16 protein-coding genes and 2 tRNA genes are annotated in these 15975 nt (G+C 71.4%); 12 read left to right on the top strand and 6 right to left on the bottom strand.

Annotated features, from left to right (window positions below):
- Window positions 1-64 precede the first annotated feature (64 nt).
- Complete coding sequence (locus tag OG978_RS08330; RefSeq protein WP_326764580.1) at window positions 65-901, top strand: GNAT family N-acetyltransferase; 837 nt, start codon at window positions 65-67, stop codon at window positions 899-901.
- Window positions 902-913: 12 nt separating this feature from the next.
- Here the strand turns inward: OG978_RS08330 and OG978_RS08325 are convergent, their stop codons facing one another.
- Window positions 914-1429: a DsbA family protein gene (locus OG978_RS08325; RefSeq protein WP_326764579.1), complete on the bottom strand. Its 516-nt coding sequence runs from the start codon at window positions 1427-1429 to the stop codon at window positions 914-916.
- 203 nt (window positions 1430-1632) lie between these two features.
- Between OG978_RS08325 and OG978_RS08320 the strand changes: the two genes are divergently transcribed.
- From OG978_RS08320 to OG978_RS08310, 3 genes are all read left to right on the top strand, one after another.
- On the top strand, window positions 1633-2088 hold the full coding sequence (locus tag OG978_RS08320; RefSeq protein ID WP_326764578.1) for a hypothetical protein: 456 nt from the start codon (window positions 1633-1635) through the stop codon (window positions 2086-2088).
- Window positions 2089-2359: 271 nt separating this feature from the next.
- Entirely contained in the window at window positions 2360-3379 is a 1020-nt protein-coding gene (locus OG978_RS08315) for a LacI family DNA-binding transcriptional regulator (RefSeq protein ID WP_326764577.1), read from the top strand.
- Between the two features lie 277 nt (window positions 3380-3656).
- Window positions 3657-3812 carry a hypothetical protein gene (locus OG978_RS08310; protein ID WP_189543698.1) on the top strand — a complete coding sequence of 52 codons (156 nt, stop codon included), beginning with the start codon at window positions 3657-3659 and terminating at the stop codon, window positions 3810-3812.
- 4 nt (window positions 3813-3816) lie between these two features.
- Here the strand turns inward: OG978_RS08310 and OG978_RS08305 are convergent, their stop codons facing one another.
- Both OG978_RS08305 and OG978_RS08300 read right to left on the bottom strand, forming a co-directional pair.
- A complete protein-coding gene (locus tag OG978_RS08305) occupies window positions 3817-4404 on the bottom strand; it encodes a CGNR zinc finger domain-containing protein (protein ID WP_326764576.1) in 588 nt (195 codons plus the stop codon).
- Window positions 4405-4757: 353 nt separating this feature from the next.
- Window positions 4758-5171, bottom strand: coding sequence for an SsgA family sporulation/cell division regulator (locus tag OG978_RS08300; protein WP_311672937.1), 414 nt, complete (start codon window positions 5169-5171; stop codon window positions 4758-4760).
- 190 nt (window positions 5172-5361) lie between these two features.
- On the opposite strand from OG978_RS08300, the gene OG978_RS08295 reads away from it, so the two are divergent.
- The gene (locus OG978_RS08295) at window positions 5362-5850 is read left to right on the top strand and encodes a TIGR02611 family protein (protein ID WP_326764575.1); all 489 of its coding nucleotides are present in this window, start codon (window positions 5362-5364) and stop codon (window positions 5848-5850) included.
- A gap of 54 nt (window positions 5851-5904) precedes the next feature.
- Window positions 5905-5976 (top strand) — tRNA-Val (locus OG978_RS08290).
- 432 nt (window positions 5977-6408) lie between these two features.
- Here OG978_RS08290 and OG978_RS08285 read toward each other — a convergent pair.
- Window positions 6409-9003 (bottom strand): SCO7613 C-terminal domain-containing membrane protein, encoded by a 2595-nt coding sequence (locus tag OG978_RS08285; RefSeq protein ID WP_326764574.1) that lies wholly within the window; start codon window positions 9001-9003, stop codon window positions 6409-6411.
- Window positions 9004-9050: 47 nt separating this feature from the next.
- Here OG978_RS08285 and OG978_RS08280 point away from each other — a divergent pair, with 47 nt between their 5' ends.
- Both OG978_RS08280 and OG978_RS08275 read left to right on the top strand, forming a co-directional pair.
- Complete coding sequence (locus OG978_RS08280) at window positions 9051-9497, top strand: SRPBCC family protein (protein ID WP_326764573.1); 447 nt, start codon at window positions 9051-9053, stop codon at window positions 9495-9497.
- Between the two features lie 39 nt (window positions 9498-9536).
- Window positions 9537-9608, top strand: a tRNA-Val gene (locus OG978_RS08275).
- 120 nt (window positions 9609-9728) lie between these two features.
- Here OG978_RS08275 and OG978_RS08270 read toward each other — a convergent pair.
- Window positions 9729-10454 carry a 3'-5' exonuclease gene (locus OG978_RS08270; protein WP_326764572.1) on the bottom strand — a complete coding sequence of 242 codons (726 nt, stop codon included), beginning with the start codon at window positions 10452-10454 and terminating at the stop codon, window positions 9729-9731.
- 192 nt (window positions 10455-10646) lie between these two features.
- Between OG978_RS08270 and OG978_RS08265 the strand changes: the two genes are divergently transcribed.
- The 3 genes from OG978_RS08265 (at window position 10647) to thrS (ending at window position 14571) form a co-directional block, all read left to right on the top strand.
- Window positions 10647-11213, top strand: coding sequence for a DUF4365 domain-containing protein (locus OG978_RS08265; RefSeq protein WP_326764571.1), 567 nt, complete (start codon window positions 10647-10649; stop codon window positions 11211-11213).
- On the top strand, window positions 11213-12478 hold the full coding sequence (locus OG978_RS08260) for a hypothetical protein (protein ID WP_326764570.1): 1266 nt from the start codon (window positions 11213-11215) through the stop codon (window positions 12476-12478). The genes OG978_RS08265 and OG978_RS08260 overlap by 1 nt, the downstream gene beginning before the upstream one ends.
- Window positions 12479-12594: 116 nt before the next feature.
- The gene (gene thrS / locus OG978_RS08255) at window positions 12595-14571 is read left to right on the top strand and encodes a threonine--tRNA ligase (RefSeq protein ID WP_326764569.1); all 1977 of its coding nucleotides are present in this window, start codon (window positions 12595-12597) and stop codon (window positions 14569-14571) included.
- Between the two features lie 29 nt (window positions 14572-14600).
- On the opposite strand, the gene OG978_RS08250 is transcribed toward thrS, so the two are convergent.
- Entirely contained in the window at window positions 14601-15278 is a 678-nt protein-coding gene (locus OG978_RS08250) for a potassium channel family protein (RefSeq protein WP_326764568.1), read from the bottom strand.
- Between the two features lie 66 nt (window positions 15279-15344).
- Here OG978_RS08250 and OG978_RS08245 point away from each other — a divergent pair, with 66 nt between their 5' ends.
- Window positions 15345-15905: an HIT family protein gene (locus OG978_RS08245; protein ID WP_326764567.1), complete on the top strand. Its 561-nt coding sequence runs from the start codon at window positions 15345-15347 to the stop codon at window positions 15903-15905.
- Window positions 15906-15975 lie beyond the last annotated feature (70 nt).

Here is a 15975-nt window from a genome sequence, read left to right as displayed (position 1 = left end):
CGGATAAAGCCCCGACATGTAAATCGGGGTGACGGGCCGGGCCCCAGTGGATAGAACATCTCCGATGACCACGACCCTCCGGCCGACCGGGCCGCTTCAGCAAGGCACCGACGGTGCGAAGAACCGCGCGTACGACGTGTGCGACAACGGGCGGCCCGTCGGTTCCGTCGAGATCGGCACCGATGCGGCGTTCGGTGCGTCCGCTGGTGTGCTGCTTTCCCTGAACATCGACGAACCGAGCCGGCGGCGGGGCCGCGGCACCATTGCCGCGCTCGCCGCCGAGGAGGTGCTGCGCGGATGGGGCTGCGGCCAGGTGCGCCTGTCGGTCCCGGAGGGCAACGAGGGGGCCCGACGCCTGGCGGCCGCACTCGGCTACACCGAACGCAGCCGCAACATGCTCAAGGACCTCGGCCCGACGGCTCCCGCGCTTCCGGACGGTGTCGTGGCCAGGGAGATGACCGCCGAGGAGTTCGCGGCCTGGCGGCGCACCAGCGTCGACACGTACGCGCAGTCCTGGATCGACGAGGGCGTCCCGGCCGAGCAGGCCATGCACAAGTCCCGGGCCGACCACGCCCGCAACCTGCCGGACGGCCTGGACACCGCGGGCATGTACTTCCACGTCCTCGTCGCCGGGGACACGGTCGCCGGCCATGTGTGGGTGTCGGTGAGCGAGGACGGCGACGGCGAGGCGACCGGCTTCGTCTTCGACGTCGAGGTGAACGAGGAGTACCGGGGGCGCGGCCACGGGCGTGCCCTGATGCAGGAGGCGGAGCACATCACGCTGGCCGCGGGCGCCCGCCGGCTCGGTCTGCATGTGTTCGCCGCCAACACGCCCGCCCTGCGGCTGTACGAGTCGCTCGGATACCGGACGACTCGGTACAACCTGGCCAAGGCCCTCTGAGGGCCGAGCCGCTCAGCCCCGCTCGGCGAGCAGCCGGTCGGCGATCTCCTCGATCCGTTCGCGCAGCCCGTCCTGGCTCTTGCCGCCGTCCAGCCGCTCGTCGGCGATCACGTACGTCGGGGTGCCGGTGACCCCGATCGCCTTGCCCTCGGCCTGGTCGGCGTCGACGATCAGCATGTGGCGTCCGTCGATCAGGGCGGTGTCCATCTCCTCGGCGTCCAGGCCGAGTTCCCGTGCCACCTCGATGAGCAGCGGCTCGCCGGTGCGGGCGAGATCGGCGGTACGGGCGAGCACCGCCTCGATGTACGGCCAGTCCTTCCCCTGGGCCGCGGCCTCCTCGGCGGCCTGCGCGGCGGCGTGGGCGTGCTTGTGTTTCTCCAGCGGGAAGTGCCGCAGCCGCACATCCAGCCGGTCGCCGTACTTGGCCCGCAGGGCGTGCACATCGGTGAGGGCCTGGTGACAGTCGGGGCACTGGAGCTCGCACCAGACGTCGAGGACGACGGGGGCCGCAGGGGTGGAATCGCTCATGCGACCAGTCTCCCAGGGCTCGCGCGAGCCTCCCAATCGGCACCCTGCCCGCCGGGGCTCCCGTACGGCCGGTGTGCCGCCGATCGGCACCTGGGGAGGATCCCGGCCCTGAAATGTCCCTGATGCGGTCCCGGATCGTGGCCACCGGGCCGGTCACCGGTGCAGGATGGAAGGGACGTTTCCCCTTGCGCCTGGAGGCACCGATGCTTGCCGAGACCATCTGCTCCGCGGTGTCCGCGGCGGGCCTGGGCATCGCCGCCGTCACCGCTTGGCGAAAGCGCTTCCTCGCCGCGACCCGGATCGCCGCCTACTCCCTGGTCCCGATCGCACTGGTACTGACCGGGATCGTGGACTGGGTCGCCGGAATCGCCTTCAAGCCGAGTGTCTGGCTCGGTTTCGGGCTGCTCGCGGTGGCCTGGCTGCTGTTCACGACCACTCGGGCGATCGAGCGCCGCGGGGGCGGCACCCGCAAGGAGCGCAGGGCCGCCGCGCGCGCGGCGCAGGGCGAAGCAGTCGCCCCCGCGGCCTCGGCACCCTCTCTGGGAGCAGGAGCCCCGGGGTCCCAGGCGCGTCCGAAGGCGAAGTCCCGCCAGCAGTCCGCCGCGCCGGGCGAGGACTTCAGCGACATCGAGGCCATCCTGAAGAAGCACGGCATCTGACACCTGCCCCGGCCCCCGGTGGCCGGGCATCCATGGCTGATGAATCGATTCATGGTGATTCTTGACGGTGTACAGGCATGCGGCTAGCTTGTCCCGATCGGATTGAAACAGTTCATTCCGCGGTGGACGGCCCGGGAACCGGCCCGCGATGCCGGGCCTTCCGGTGCGGGACGGGGTGTCCCGCGGTGCCGTCCGTACGATGCGGTGCCGTCCGTACGATGGGGACAGGCCGCGGACCGGTGCGGCCGAAGGCATCAGTGGGGCAGGGCAAGTGGCACGTGTGGCAGGGATCAAGGATGTGGCCCGGCGGGCCGGCGTCTCCGTGGGCACTGTGTCCAACGTGATCAACCGGCCCGAGGCGGTGCTGCCGGAGACCCGCGCCCGGGTGCTCGCCGCCATCGAGGAACTCGGGTATGTGCGCAGCGAGTCGGCGCGCCAGCTCCGGGCGGGCCGCAGCCGGATCATGGCCCTGCTCGTCCTCGACATGGGCAACCCGTTCTTCGTGGACGTGGCCCGCGGCGCCGAGCGCGCCGCCCGGGCGGCCGGTCTCGGTGTCATGGTCTGCAACAGCGACCAGAGCCCGGCGGAGGAGGCCGAGTACCTCGGGCTCTTCGCCGAGCAGCGGGTCTGCGGAGTCCTGGTCACCCCGGCCGACGCGACCGGCCGGAACCTGGAGGCGTTCAGCCGCCACCGGATCCCCTTCGTGCTGGTGGACCGGGTGGCGCCCGGCGCGGGGACCTGTGCGGTCTCCGTGGACGACGTCCGCGGCGGCGCCCTCGCCGTCGGCCATCTGGTCTCGGCCGGTCACCGCTCGGTGGCGTACGTCAGCGGCCCGGGCGACCTCCATCAGATCAGGGACCGGCGCGAGGGCGCCCTGTCGGCCCTCGCCGACGCCGGGCTGCCGCCCGAGGCGCTCGTCGAGATCCCTTCCGACCGTCTGGACGTGGCGGCGGGCCGCGATGCGGGGGCCCGGCTGCTCGGCCTCGTGCCCCGGCCGACCGCGGTGTTCTGCGCCAACGACCTGCTCGCCCTGGGTGTGCTCCAGGCGCTGTACGCGGCGGGCGTCGGGGTGCCGCACGACATCGCCATCGTCGGCTACGACGACATCGAATTCGCCTCCGCCGCTGCCGTACCGCTCACCTCGGTCCGCCAGCCCGCGGTCGTCATGGGCCGGATGGCTGCGGAGCTCCTGCTGGAGGAGTCGGACGACGAGGACGGCAGCCACGAGCACCGCAGTGTGGTGCTCCAGCCGGAGCTCGTGGTGCGGGCCTCCAGCTCGACGCCGCGCTGAGGCCGCGGAGCCGTACCCGGTGGGGCGGCTGCCCGGCGGATCCCGAACTCGCCGCGTACGAGGCGGCTTTGGCCGATCGGGTGGTTCGCGGGCCGGCGTATCGGCGTTCCTTTCGGCGGAGTTGCGACACGGGAGTGCCCCGGGCACGGTGCCGAATGTGTGGCGGCCGATCGGACACCGGAGCGAATCCTGACCGGTCCTGGGGTGGGTGAACTCCCGGTACGAAAAGGCGTGTTGATCGCCAACGGGGCCCGGAGTGAGTCATGATCGTCCCGAGATGGTGGACACCTCCCGGGGCGATGCCCCCGCACCCCCTGCCGAAGAGCCGCGCGGCTGCCTCTTCGCGCTTTCCCAGCCCCCCTTGATGATCTTCCTCGCGGTGGTCGGCAGTCTGCTGCTGATGGCCGCGTTGCATGATCTCTTCATGCTGTGAACGGTCAGCCGGCCGCTTCCTTGCGGCGTGCCCGGTACGCGGCCACGTGCAGACGGTTGCCGCAGGTGCGGCTGGAGCAGTAGCGGCGGGACCGGTTTCGGGACAGGTCGACGAAGGCGTGCCGGCAGTCCGGTGCCTCGCACCGCCGCAGCCGTTCCTGCTCGCCCGCCACCACGATGAAGGCCAGCGCCATGCCGCAGTCGGCGGCGAGGTGGTCGGCGATCGACGCGTCGGGTGCGAAGTAGTGCACATGCCAGTCGTAGCCGTCGTGATTGCTGAGCTGCGGCGTCGTGCCGGCGGCGGCGACGAGCGCGTTGACGAGCGAGGCGGCGGTCTGTGCGTCGTCCGTCGCGAAGATCTCGGCGAAGCGCGCCCGCACGTCCCGTACGGCCCGCAGGTCCTTCTCGTGGAGCTCGCCCACGCCGCTGATGCGATGGCGGCGCGCGAAGTCGTGCAGCGCTTCGATGTCGGCGAGGCCGTCGCTCCGCTCGCCTTCCGTCTGCCCGCTCGCCGGCGGTTCGCTCTCCGGTGCGGTGTTGACCAGGTCGACCACCGTGTCGAGGGCGATCCGGGTGTCGTGGGGAATCAGCACGCTTTCGCTCCCTGCCTCCGGCGGGCGGGTGTCCGCCGATGCGGGCCGACTCTACTGGCTCGGTCGCGGCGCACAGCGGCCCGAGAGGGCCCGTGGGGGGTGCGGAGAGCGGATACCGGCCACGGGTGGGTACCCATTGGCCGGTGGGCCTCTACCCGGGGCGTGAGTAGGCACTGCGGGCTCCGGGGGCGTGCGCTGGTGCGTGGAGCGGGTGGGCTGCTGCGGGAGAGGCGCGCACCGGCGCCGTCACCACGGTGGATTCCGTGATGACGGCGCCGGTGTCAGCCATATGAGGTTTTCCGCGCGGCGCCGTCTCCCCGAGTCGGACGGCGCCGTGCAGTTCTCGGCCTGGCTCAGCTCTCGGCCAGGATGTGTGAGAGCTCCGTATCGAGGTCGAAGTGACGATGCTCGGTGCCTGGCGGAACCGCGGTGTCGGTCCGTTTCAGGAACGACTCCAGGGCCCTCGCCGGGGCTTCGAGCAGGGCTTCGCCCTCTGGGGAGCTCAGCGCGATGCAGACGACGCCCTGGCCGTGACTACGGGATGGCCAGACGCGGACGTCTCCGGTGCCGGTGGGCCGGTGCAGCCCCTCGGCAAGGAGGTCGCGGGCGAATACCCATTCGACCGTCTCCTCCGCTCCGGTGTGGAAGGTGGCGTGCACGGCATACGGATCGGCCGTGTCATACCGCAGGCCCGCGGGTACAGGCAGTGAGGACTCGCTCGACACAACGAGGCGCAGGTGCAGCTCGCAGCTGACCGTGGTGTTCATAAGCGCCAGGGCCTTTCGCTCAGTGTGCGCTCGGGGATTCGCACGTCGGCGAAATCGACATGCCACCTACGGTGGTGTTGTAAACCCCTCTGACCTTTTTGTGTTCCTTCAGGTAGCTCGTACGGCGGTGTGTAACTTTCGGTTATGCGGCCATTCCGGTGATGAAGACCGTTCCGGTAGGTTGGCTTCCATGAATGCGGAGCGTGACGTGCGGGACGGGGGCGCCGAATCGGCGACTCCGGGGTCCGCCGCGGGGGACAGGACGGGCAGCGTGACGGGTGAAGTCACGGAGGGTGTGACCAAGGAGCGGGATCTCGGCTCCCGGGCGCCCGGTTTCATCAAGGCGTCCAGGGCACTGCACCTGAGCTGGCAGGTCGGCGTCTTCGTGGTCGGCCTCGCCGTGGTCGTGGCGGGCATCATCATGCTGCCGCTGCCCGGGCCCGGCTGGCTGGTGATCTTCGGCGGCATGGCGATCTGGGCGACCGAATTCGTCTGGGCGCAGCTGGTGCTCCGCTGGACCAGGCGGAAGGTCACCGAGGCCGCCCAGCGGGCGCTCGACCCCAAGGTCCGGCGGCGCAACATCATCCTCACGTCGATCGGCCTGGTGATCATCGCGGTGCTGGTGGGGATCTACGTCTGGAAGTTCGGCATCACCATGCCGTGGAAGATCGACGAGTGACCCTGGGGTGGTCATGGGGCGCCGCTGACATGGGGTAATGTTTGGCCTGCGCCCGGGCGATTAGCTCAGTGGGAGAGCGCTTCGTTCACACCGAAGAGGTCACTGGTTCGAACCCAGTATCGCCCACCCCGGACAGAGGGCCCGTGAGACCGCAGAGTCTCACGGGCCCTCTGCGTTTTCCGCGTCCGGCCGGCCCGTCGGGTCCCCGCCGGTGTCCTCGAAGAAGATTCACAAGCGCTTTCGTGAACGATTCAATCCGTGCTGCGGCGGACGCGCGGGATCCGCTAATCGAGGAGCGGTATCCGGATATCGCGGCCGGACGGACTTCTGCGACCACGAGAATTCCGGAAAGGGTTCGACCATCGGTATCCGCGGGCAATGCCCCGGACGATTCGAGAACTCCGCCGGAAATTACGGCGGGAGCGACGACGGGCGCGAACTGCTCGATTCCACGGGCGAGTTCGCCGTAGGTCCGGTACGCCTTCGGGGCCGACCCACCGGCCGACCCACCGGCCCGGAGCCTGTCAGGGCGTTCCGGGCCGGCCGTGCGACACACCGTCAGCGCATCCGGCCCACGGTCTCCTTCAGCCGCCGCGCATCGCGCAGCCGCTGTTCGTACGTCGCCCCGACCACGAGCAACAGCAGCCCGGCCAGGGCGGGCGGCAGCCAGCGCGGCAGCGCGCCGACGACCTGGACCACGTACGGCGCCAGTTCGTGCACGGCGTCCATGGCCAGCACCGCGCCACCGAGCAGCAGCAGCGCCTGCAGCCGCAGCCGGGCGCCCGCCAGGGTGATCACCAGCGCCGCCACACCGAGCAGCAACGGCCGCAGCCAGTACGGGTCGACCCAGGCCGCGAAGAGGCTCGGTACCAGCGTCGCCGCGAGGCCCGCCCCGTACGCCGTCCACGACGACGCCTCCGGGTCGCGACGCCGCCGCAGCACACCGACCACCAGGGCGGGCACCGTCACCGGCAGCGTGTACGCCTCCGGGGCCGACACCCCGGAGGCCGAGAGCCGCACCCAGGTCGCCAGGACGAACAGCGCCACCGCCAGGTACCCGGCCACCGGCCGCCGCTCGGCCCGCACGGCCGTGCCCGCCGCCAGCACCCCGCTCAGCGCCAGCACCAGCGCCAGGAACGGCCGGTCCGGCACCGCCATGACCACCGCCACCGCAGCCGACACGGCCCCGGTCAGCTCGACCGGAAGAGCCGACGGGCGGTCCCGCAGCCGGGCCCCGAGCAGCACCGTCACCGCGGGGACGGCCAGCATGAGCGGCGCCACCTGATATCCGGCGAGCCCCAGCGACGCCCCGGCCGCGCGGGCGAGCACCATCCCGCACACCACGGCCCCGCACGCCGGCACCGCCTGAGCGATCCGCAGCGCCCGTACCGCACGCACCGCCCGAGCGTCCGGCAGCGCCCGGGCAGCCCGCGTCGCGGCGCCGTCGAGCAACACCGCGGCCGCCCCGAGCACAAGCAGCAGCCCCGCGAACACCGCGTACGTCGCAGCCTCCGCCGCGAGCGAGAGGAACCCCGCACTTACCGCGCCGACCAGCCCGCACACCAGCGCGGTCGTCCCCACGGCGCTCGTCCCACGGAGCAGACCCCGTACCGCCACCGCGAACATCCCGGCGACCAGCACCGACTGCGCCGACACAGCCGCCGCGTACGACAGCCCGATCACCGCGGGCAACGCGGTCGTCCCCGCCCAGCAGAGAGCCGTCGCGGTGGCCCCCGTCGCACTCCGCCAGGCCGCCCCCGGCGAGAGCACCGGCCCGGCCGCCCGCACCAGCCGGGCCCACGATCGGTGCGCCAGCCCCAGCAGACCGGCCACCATCAGCAACACCACCGGGGCCGCGGCCATGTGGGACCACGCCAGACCCTCCGTACCCAGAGCGCCCCGGACGCCACCGTCGGGCGCGCCGGACCACACGCGGGCCAGCTGCGACACCGTACCCATCAGCGACATGCCGACCGGCGGCGCCGCGGCCAGCACCGCGGCCGCGGTCACCGCCGACGAGGCCCACACCAGACCCTGCCGGACCGGACGCGGCAGCGGTGCGCGCACCGCCACCAGCAGCACCACACCGCACAGCAGATACACCGGCACCGACCAGTCCCAGTCCATCCCGGCGCGCAGCACACCACCCACCGCGGCCACCCCGCACAACCCGGCCAGCACGCCGCCGGCCACCGCAAGGCCCGAGGGCGCACGCCATGCCCCGAACAGCGCGACCGCCGCACCCGCGAGCAACAGCACGGCCGGCGCCACTGCGCCCGACGCCGAGCCGGCGGACACCGACTCCGCCAGGGCCACCAGCAGTCCCAGCAGGCCCGTCGTCCAGCAACCGACACAGGCCGTCACCCGTACCGCAACGCCCGGCCCCCGCACCGCGATCGCGCAGTCCAGCGCCGCCGTCAGCAGCAGCGCCCAGCCGAACACCGAGGCGCCCGCACCCGCCGACCAGGCCCACAGCAGCAGCGGCAGCTGAGCGCTCACCACCGCCAGGGGCAGTGGCAGCCGCAGCCGGCCGAGCAGCAGTCCGTACGCGCCCCACAGCACCGCCAGCACCGCCGAGGCGGCCGCGGCGAAACCGGGACCATCCGTCTCCGGCACCGCCACCCGGTGCAGGGCGTAGGCGTCGAGGATCATCAGCACGGACGCCAGGGCGCCGAGCGACTCGGCCGTCGCGGACAGCCCACGGCGCAGCAGCACGGCGGGAGCGGCGAGCGCCGCGAGCGTCACCACTGCGAGCACCGCCGAGCGGCCGCCGATCCCCATGTGGCCCCAGCTGACCAGGGTGAACGCGATCGCCGCGATCGTCAGCAGCAGACCGCCCAGGGTGAGCAGAACGTTCTGCGCACTGCGCGGTCCGGCCTGCGCGGCAGGCGGCCCGAAAGGCGCCGCGAACGGAGCCGCCGGCCGGGCCGTCCCAGGCGGCCCGAACGGGGCGGCGAACTGCGGCGCCGGCGGCCCGGCAGGAGGCCCGGCGGGTGGCGTCAGCACACTCAGCAGCCAGGCACGGCGAACCAGCAACTGGGACCGGCGGGCGTCCAGCCGGGCCAGTTCGCGATCGAGGAGCGCCAATTCCTCGGCAGGTGGCGGCACATGTTCCATGAACGTGAGTGTGGCGCGGGCCACAGGATCGGACATGCGCTCGGATACTCAGTTCCCCGCCTGAGTACGCGCAGACTGGGGTCATGGACTGGAGCCGCTACCGATTCGTGAGTATCTGGGACCTTCCCGCCCCACCCGACGCCGTGTACGAGATCCTCGAACGCGCCGACGACTACCCGCGATGGTGGCCGCAGGTCCGCGAGGTCACCTCGGTCGACGGGACCACCGGCACCACCCGCATCCGCTCCCTCCTCCCGTACGACCTCGTCATGACGGTCCGCGAACGCCGTCGCGACCCCCGGGCCAGGGTCATCGAGGCGACCCTCAGCGGCGACCTCGACGGCTGGGTCCGGTGGACGGTCACCCCGCACGGCGGCGGCAGCCGGGCCGTCTACGAGCAGGAGGTCGAGGTGCACAGGCGGCTGATGCGGCTCCTGGCGGTGCCCGGACGCCCCGTGTTCCGGGCCAATCACGCCCTGATGATGCGTGCCGGACGTAGGGGTCTCGCGGCCAGGCTGGAAGGAGTTTGAACCGGACCCGCCGAGCCCTGTATGGTTCAACCCGTTCCCGGGCGATTAGCTCAGTGGGAGAGCGCTTCGTTCACACCGAAGAGGTCACTGGTTCGAACCCAGTATCGCCCACCCGGGAGAAGCCGGTCCGTCAGCAGAATCGACGGACCGGCTTTCTGCGTTCACGGGACGCGTGCGGAACGTGCACGGACGCGGCAGCGGACGCCGGGTCCGTCGGCTCCGGGCACCCGGTCATGCCGCGGCGGGAAGCTCCGGGCGCAGCGGCCAGGCCGGATCCACCTCCTCCGCCGTGCCGTTCTTCGCGAACCACGCCTGCAGTCCACGCGCCTGCGCCGCATGCCACACGGCCTGCAGGGTGTGCAGCTCCGGCGGGGTCAGTCGTTCCAGGCGGGACGAGAACCGCCGCCCCACCGCCCGCACCAGCTCCAGCGAGGCCGCCGCGTCGGCCGCCGCGTCATGGGCGCCGTCGAGCACCACGCCGTACAGCTCGCAGAGATCGGTGAGGGTCCGCCGCCCCTTGCGGTAGCGGTCCAGATGCTTGTCGAGCACCCGCGGATCCAGCACGCACAGCGGTGAGTTCTGCAGATACGTCCCGAGCGACGACGCGCGATGACGCTTCAGCTCGCGGTCCAGCAGCGTCAGGTCGAACGGCGCGTTCATCACGACCAGCGGGCGCCCGGCCGCGCACTGCTCGGCCAGCGCACGGGCTATCTCCTCCACCACCGGCGCCGGCCAGCGCCCGTTGCGCTGAAGGTGATCGTCGGTCAGGCCGTGGATCTCGGTCGCCCCAACGGGCACCGGTATCCCCGGATTCACCAGCCAGCGGGTGATGCGCAGTCGCCCGCCCGCCGTGTCCTGGACGACCAGGGCGGCCGAGACGATCCGGTCCCCCTCGACGTCGACTCCTGTTGTCTCGGTGTCAAAAGCGGCCAGCGGCCCCTCGTACCAGTGAGTCATCCCCGAACTCCTCGTGCCCGAACGGCAGATGGTGTGATTCCTCTGCCCGGTTCGGTGATACCCGCGCACTTTGCCTGGTACGCCGTTTGCGGGCGGCCCTGTGTGGTGACAACACAGGTGAGGGGAGCGGAAGTTGTCCGTCACCCCCGCACCGGAGAACCGATCGGCACAGCCCGGAAGGCACACGCAGCCATGGCGCTCGCGCAGCCCGAACCGAGCGGGCTGCTGTCCCAGCGGATCGAACCGCTGCGCGGCACACTCGCAACCACCGCCTGCATGGAGACCCTCCAGGTGGGCTATCTGCACGCGGTCGCGGCCGCGGCGGGGTGCTCCCTGTCGCAGCCCTTCCCCGACAACGGCATCGACTGGCACGTCAGCCACGGCGCCCCCGACCATGCTCTGGACGACGAAGTGACCATAAAGGTGCAGCTCAAATGCACCTACCAGATCCCGCCGCACCCGCCGGGACCGACGTTCGCCTTCACGCTCGACAACGCCCACCTCGTGAAGCTCGCCCGGACCCCCGTGTCGGTGCACAAGATCCTCGTCGTGATGATCGTGCCGCGCAGTCAGGACGACTGGCTGCGCGCCGGACACGACCGGCTCGACCTGCGGCACTGCTGCTACTGGGTCAATTTGGCCGGGCACGCGGTGACGGGCCGGCACCGGACCACCGTACGGATCCCGACCTCGCGCATCTTCGACGACCGGGCGCTCTGCGAGATCATGACCCGCGTAGGGGCGGGAGGGAGACCCTGATGCACCGGCCGATGGACGAGTACGTCAATGAAGCGATCCCGTCAGCCACCCGACCGCACCCCGCCGAATCCGCGGGGCCGTGGCCCGACGCTCCCCGGCCGCCCGGGGACATTCCCGATCCCGCCCGCGTCGACCCCGCGGTCCTCGGCGCCCTGCTCGGCCGGCACGGCTGGCGGCGCCGCGGCGGGGCGGCCGGGCGCTACAGCCGCTGGACCCCGCCGGGACCACCGGCCTCGCCCGGGGGCGGGACGAGCCTCCTGGTCCCCGACACCACCGCCTTCCCCGACAGCGAGGACCTCCTCGGCGAGGCGCTGACCGCGCTCGCCCGCAGTGCCGCACCCTCCGCCCGAGAGGTGCTGGTCTCCCTCGCCATACCCAGCGACGAGATCCGCTGGTGGCGCGAGGTCCCCGAACCGGTCGCGGGCGCGGCCGGCTGGGCGGGGGCGGAGCGGCTGCACACCGCCGCCCGGCAGATACTGCTCGCCGGGGCCCTCGCCGTACGCGGAAGCACGGGCTACCACGGCGCACGCCACCGCCGCAGGGCCCGGGCGGCGCTCGAAGGCATCCTCGTCGGTCCCGCTCCCGGTGGCCGGGAGCTCGCCGCGTTCGTGCCGGTCGAACCGGGCCGCGCCGTCGCTGTACGGCTCTACCAGGCCCTGCACGCCACCCGCGAGGCCGTGGACTACCAGCGGGCCACCGGCGGCTACGAAGCCTTCGACACGGCCGTCGAGGCAGGCGTCAGCCGGGAACTGACCGAGGCCGTGGTCGCACTCGTCCGGGGCTCGGAGGGGGCGCGGATCGCCCTGGAGTGGGCGCCCGCCGCCGGGACCCCCGAGGGCTGCCCGGCCCGCCCCGAGCCGGTGGAATTCTCACCGGGCGACCTGCCCGCCCTGCGCCGGGCGGGCGCCCGCTACCTCCGGGACGAGCCCGCCGTGACGGTACGGATCACCGGCGCCGTCGTCCGGATGCGCCGCCCGGCACCGCGCGGCGCCGGGATCGTGCGGCTGCGGGTGCTGGCGGGCGCCGAGGTGCCGCACGTACGGCTGGAGCTGGACGAGGAGGCGTACCGGATCGCCGGCCACGCCCACCTGGTGGGGCTGCCGATCCGGGTGGAGGGCAGGCTGGAGAGCCGCGGCGGCTTCCGGCGGCTGACCCGGACCTCGCACGTCGTGCCCGTGCAGGTCGACGAGGCGGAGCGGGACCGGATGATGAAGTCGCTCCAGGAGAACGTCGACCATTTCGAGGAGGCGTGCACCGGCGAGTAGCGGGGCGGAGGCCGCCGGGACCCGGCCCTTTCGCTAAGGGGGCCGTCGGCTCGGTACGATTCCCGTTGTGCCCACTATAGGGATGTGGGTACGCCCCCCTGAGTCAGGAGAGACCGGTGTCAGACGTCCGTGTGATCATCCAACGCGATTCCGAGCGGGAAGAGCGCGTGGTGACGACGGGCACTACGGCAGCCGAGCTCTTCCCCGGCGAGCGCACCGTCGTCGCCGCCCGGGTCGCCGGTGAGCTGAAGGACCTCGCGTACGTCGTCGCCGACGGCGAGGTCGTCGAGCCCGTCGAGGTCTCCTCCGAGGACGGCCTGAACATCCTGCGGCACTCCACCGCGCACGTGATGGCGCAGGCCGTGCAGCAGCTCTTCCCCGAGGCCAAGCTGGGCATCGGCCCGCCGGTCAAGGACGGCTTCTACTACGACTTCGACGTCGAGAAGCCGTTCACTCCCGAGGACCTCAAGGCCATCGAGAAGAAGATGCAGGAGATCCAGAAGCGGGGGCAGAAGTTCTCCCGCCGGGTCGTCACGGACGAGGCCGCCCGCGAGGAGCTGGCCGACGAGCCGTACAAGCTGGAGCTCATCGGCATCAAGGGCTCCGCGTCCACGGACGACGGCGCGGATGTCGAGGTGGGCGGCGGCGAGCTGACCATCTACGACAACCTCGACCCGAAGACCGGCGACCTGTGCTGGAAGGACCTCTGCCGGGGTCCGCACCTGCCGACCACCCGGTTCATCCCGGCGTTCAAGCTGATGCGCAACGCCGCGGCGTACTGGCGGGGCAGCGAGAGGAACCCGATGCTCCAGCGCATCTACGGCACCGCGTGGCCCACCAAGGACGAGCTGAAGGCCCACCTGGAGTTCCTGGAGGAGGCCGCCAAGCGCGACCACCGCAAGCTCGGCAATGAGCTGGACCTCTTCTCCTTCCCGGACGAGATCGGCCCCGGTCTTGCGGTCTTCCACCCCAAGGGCGGCATCATCCGCCGGGCCATGGAGGACTACTCGCGCCGGCGTCACGAGGAGGAGGGCTACGAGTTCGTCTACTCCCCGCACGCCACCAAGGGCAAGCTCTTCGAGAAGTCCGGCCACCTGGACTGGTACGCCGACGGCATGTACCCGCCCATGCAGCTCGACGACGGGGTGGACTACTACCTCAAGCCGATGAACTGCCCGATGCACAACCTGATCTTCGACGCGCGCGGGCGTTCCTACCGTGAACTGCCGCTGCGTCTCTTCGAGTTCGGCACGGTGTACCGGTACGAGAAGTCCGGCGTGGTGCACGGTCTGACCCGCTCGCGCGGCTTCACGCAGGACGACGCGCACATCTACTGCACCAAGGAGCAGATGGCGGAGGAGCTCGACCGTACGCTCACCTTCGTCCTGAACCTGCTCCGTGACTACGGTCTGACCGACTTCTACCTGGAGCTCTCCACCAAGGACCCGGAGAAGTTCGTCGGCTCCGACGAGATCTGGGAAGAGGCCACCGAGACGCTGCGCCAGGTCGCCGAGAAGCAGGGCCTGCCGCTGGTCCCGGACCCGGGCGGCGCCGCGTTCTACGGCCCGAAGATCTCGGTGCAGTGCAAGGACGCCATCGGCCGTACCTGGCAGATGTCGACCGTGCAGCTCGACTTCAACCTGCCGGAGCGCTTCGACCTGGAGTACACCGGCCCGGACGGAACCAAGCAGCGCCCGGTCATGATCCACCGTGCCCTGTTCGGCTCCATCGAGCGCTTCTTCGCGGTGCTCCTGGAGCACTACGCGGGTGCGTTCCCGGTGTGGCTGGCCCCGGTCCAGGCGGTCGGCATCCCGATCGGCGACGCGCACATCCCGTACCTCCAGGAGTTCGCGGCCAAGGCCAGGAAGAAGGGGCTGCGGGTCGAGGTGGACGCCTCCTCGGACCGGATGCAGAAGAAGATCCGGAACCAGCAGAAGGCCAAGGTGCCCTTCATGATCATCGCGGGCGACGAGGACATGGCCAACGGCGCCGTCTCCTTCCGCTACCGCGACGGATCGCAGGAGAACGGCATCCCGGTCGAGGACGCCATCGCCAAGATCCAGAAGGCCGTCGAGGACCGCGTCCAGGTCTGACAGGCACGTGACGAGAGGCCCCCGGAGAGCTACCTGCCCTCCGGGGGCCTCTTCTCGTCCTCCCGGGTGAACACCTGCAACAGCCACGACGAGAACGACCCCGTCACGGCCCCCAGCAGCGCCAGCCCGCAGGCCATCAGGCCCGACGCCACGACCCTGCCGCCCGTCGTGACCGGAACCGTGTCCCCGTACCCCACGGTCGTGAGTGTCTCGCACGCCCACCACACCGCGTCACCGAAGGTACGGATCGAAGCCCCCGGCGCCGTGTGTTCCTGGTTGTAGACGGCCAGCGCGGCGGAGAAGCCGAGCAGCAGGGCGGTCGCTCCGGCGTAGGCGATCACGCGCGCGTACAGGTTCAGCCGCGGCCGCTCCCGGCGACGCTGGACCGCGGTGTAGACCCGGATCAGGCGCAGCGGCCGCAGCAGCGGAAGCAGCAGCACCACCGTGTCCAGCCAGTGCACCCGGACGAAGCGGCGGCCGAGGCCGCTGAGCCGGAGCCGTACGGCGTAGTCCGCGACGAAGACCAGCCAGGTGGCGCCGACCAGGGTGAGGGCGAGCTCCCGCCAGGGCTCCGCGTCCTCGGGGGCGAGGACGCGGACCGCGTAGCCGAGCAGGAAGAGCAGCGAGGCGCCGAAGAGTGGCACTTCCGTACGTTGCTCCCAGCGCCGGAAGCGAAGAGGGGCGGAGTCGGCGGACTGGTCGCTCATCGCCTCAGCATCGCCGTACGCCGACGGGTGTGGCCCCGGCGACACGCACCCCGGGAGTGAAGCAATATGCTGATCGCCATGACGAGTGAGCCGGAGCAGCAGATCGGAGTGGGGACGCCCGACGCGTTCCAGCGCCTGTGGACGCCCCACCGGATGGCGTACATCCAGGGCGAGAACAAGCCGACCGGTCCGGAGGCCGGCGACGGCTGTCCGTTCTGCGGGATCCCGTCGAATTCGGACGAGGACGGGCTCGTCGTCGCGCGTGGCAAGCATGTCTATGCCGTACTGAATCTCTATCCGTACAACGGCGGGCATCTGATGGTGGTGCCGTACCGGCACGTCGCCGACTACACGGAGCTGGACGGCCCGGAGACCATGGAGCTGGCCGATTTCACCAAGCGGGCGATGGTGGCTCTGCGGACGGCCTCGGGGGCGCACGGTTTCAACATCGGTATGAACCAGGGTTCGGTGGCGGGGGCCGGCATCGCGGCCCATCTGCACCAGCATCTGGTGCCGCGCTGGGGTGGCGACACCAACTTCATGCCGGTGGTCGGGCACACCAAGGTGCTGCCGCAGCTGCTCGCCGACACGCGCAAGATGCTGGCCGACGCCTGGCCGGTCGGCTGATCCCGGCAGTCGCTTCCGCGTGGGCCGCCCCGGCTTCTGCTTCCTGCCGGGGCGGCCTTCGCCTGTCCGG

The organism is Streptomyces sp. NBC_01591 (assembly GCF_035918155.1).
In the GTDB taxonomy this organism is placed as follows: Bacteria; Actinomycetota; Actinomycetes; order Streptomycetales; family Streptomycetaceae; genus Streptomyces.
The sequence above is the reverse complement of the archived record's forward strand: the minus strand, read 5'-3'. Positions and strand labels throughout refer to the sequence as shown.

Coding starts and splice junctions, on each gene's coding strand:
- OG978_RS08330 (WP_326764580.1), top strand. CDS start 65: ATGACCACGACCCTCCGGCCGACCGGGCCGCTTCAGCAAGGCACCGAC.
- OG978_RS08325 (WP_326764579.1), bottom strand. CDS start 1,429: ATGAGCGATTCCACCCCTGCGGCCCCCGTCGTCCTCGACGTCTGGTGC.
- OG978_RS08320 (WP_326764578.1), top strand. CDS start 1,633: ATGCTTGCCGAGACCATCTGCTCCGCGGTGTCCGCGGCGGGCCTGGGC.
- OG978_RS08310 (WP_189543698.1), top strand. CDS start 3,657: ATGGTGGACACCTCCCGGGGCGATGCCCCCGCACCCCCTGCCGAAGAG.
- OG978_RS08300 (WP_311672937.1), bottom strand. CDS start 5,171: ATGAACACCACGGTCAGCTGCGAGCTGCACCTGCGCCTCGTTGTGTCG.
- OG978_RS08295 (WP_326764575.1), top strand. CDS start 5,362: ATGAATGCGGAGCGTGACGTGCGGGACGGGGGCGCCGAATCGGCGACT.
- OG978_RS08285 (WP_326764574.1), bottom strand. CDS start 9,003: ATGTCCGATCCTGTGGCCCGCGCCACACTCACGTTCATGGAACATGTG.
- OG978_RS08280 (WP_326764573.1), top strand. CDS start 9,051: ATGGACTGGAGCCGCTACCGATTCGTGAGTATCTGGGACCTTCCCGCC.
- OG978_RS08270 (WP_326764572.1), bottom strand. CDS start 10,454: ATGACTCACTGGTACGAGGGGCCGCTGGCCGCTTTTGACACCGAGACA.
- OG978_RS08265 (WP_326764571.1), top strand. CDS start 10,647: ATGGCGCTCGCGCAGCCCGAACCGAGCGGGCTGCTGTCCCAGCGGATC.
- OG978_RS08260 (WP_326764570.1), top strand. CDS start 11,213: ATGCACCGGCCGATGGACGAGTACGTCAATGAAGCGATCCCGTCAGCC.
- OG978_RS08250 (WP_326764568.1), bottom strand. CDS start 15,278: ATGAGCGACCAGTCCGCCGACTCCGCCCCTCTTCGCTTCCGGCGCTGG.
- OG978_RS08245 (WP_326764567.1), top strand. CDS start 15,345: ATGCTGATCGCCATGACGAGTGAGCCGGAGCAGCAGATCGGAGTGGGG.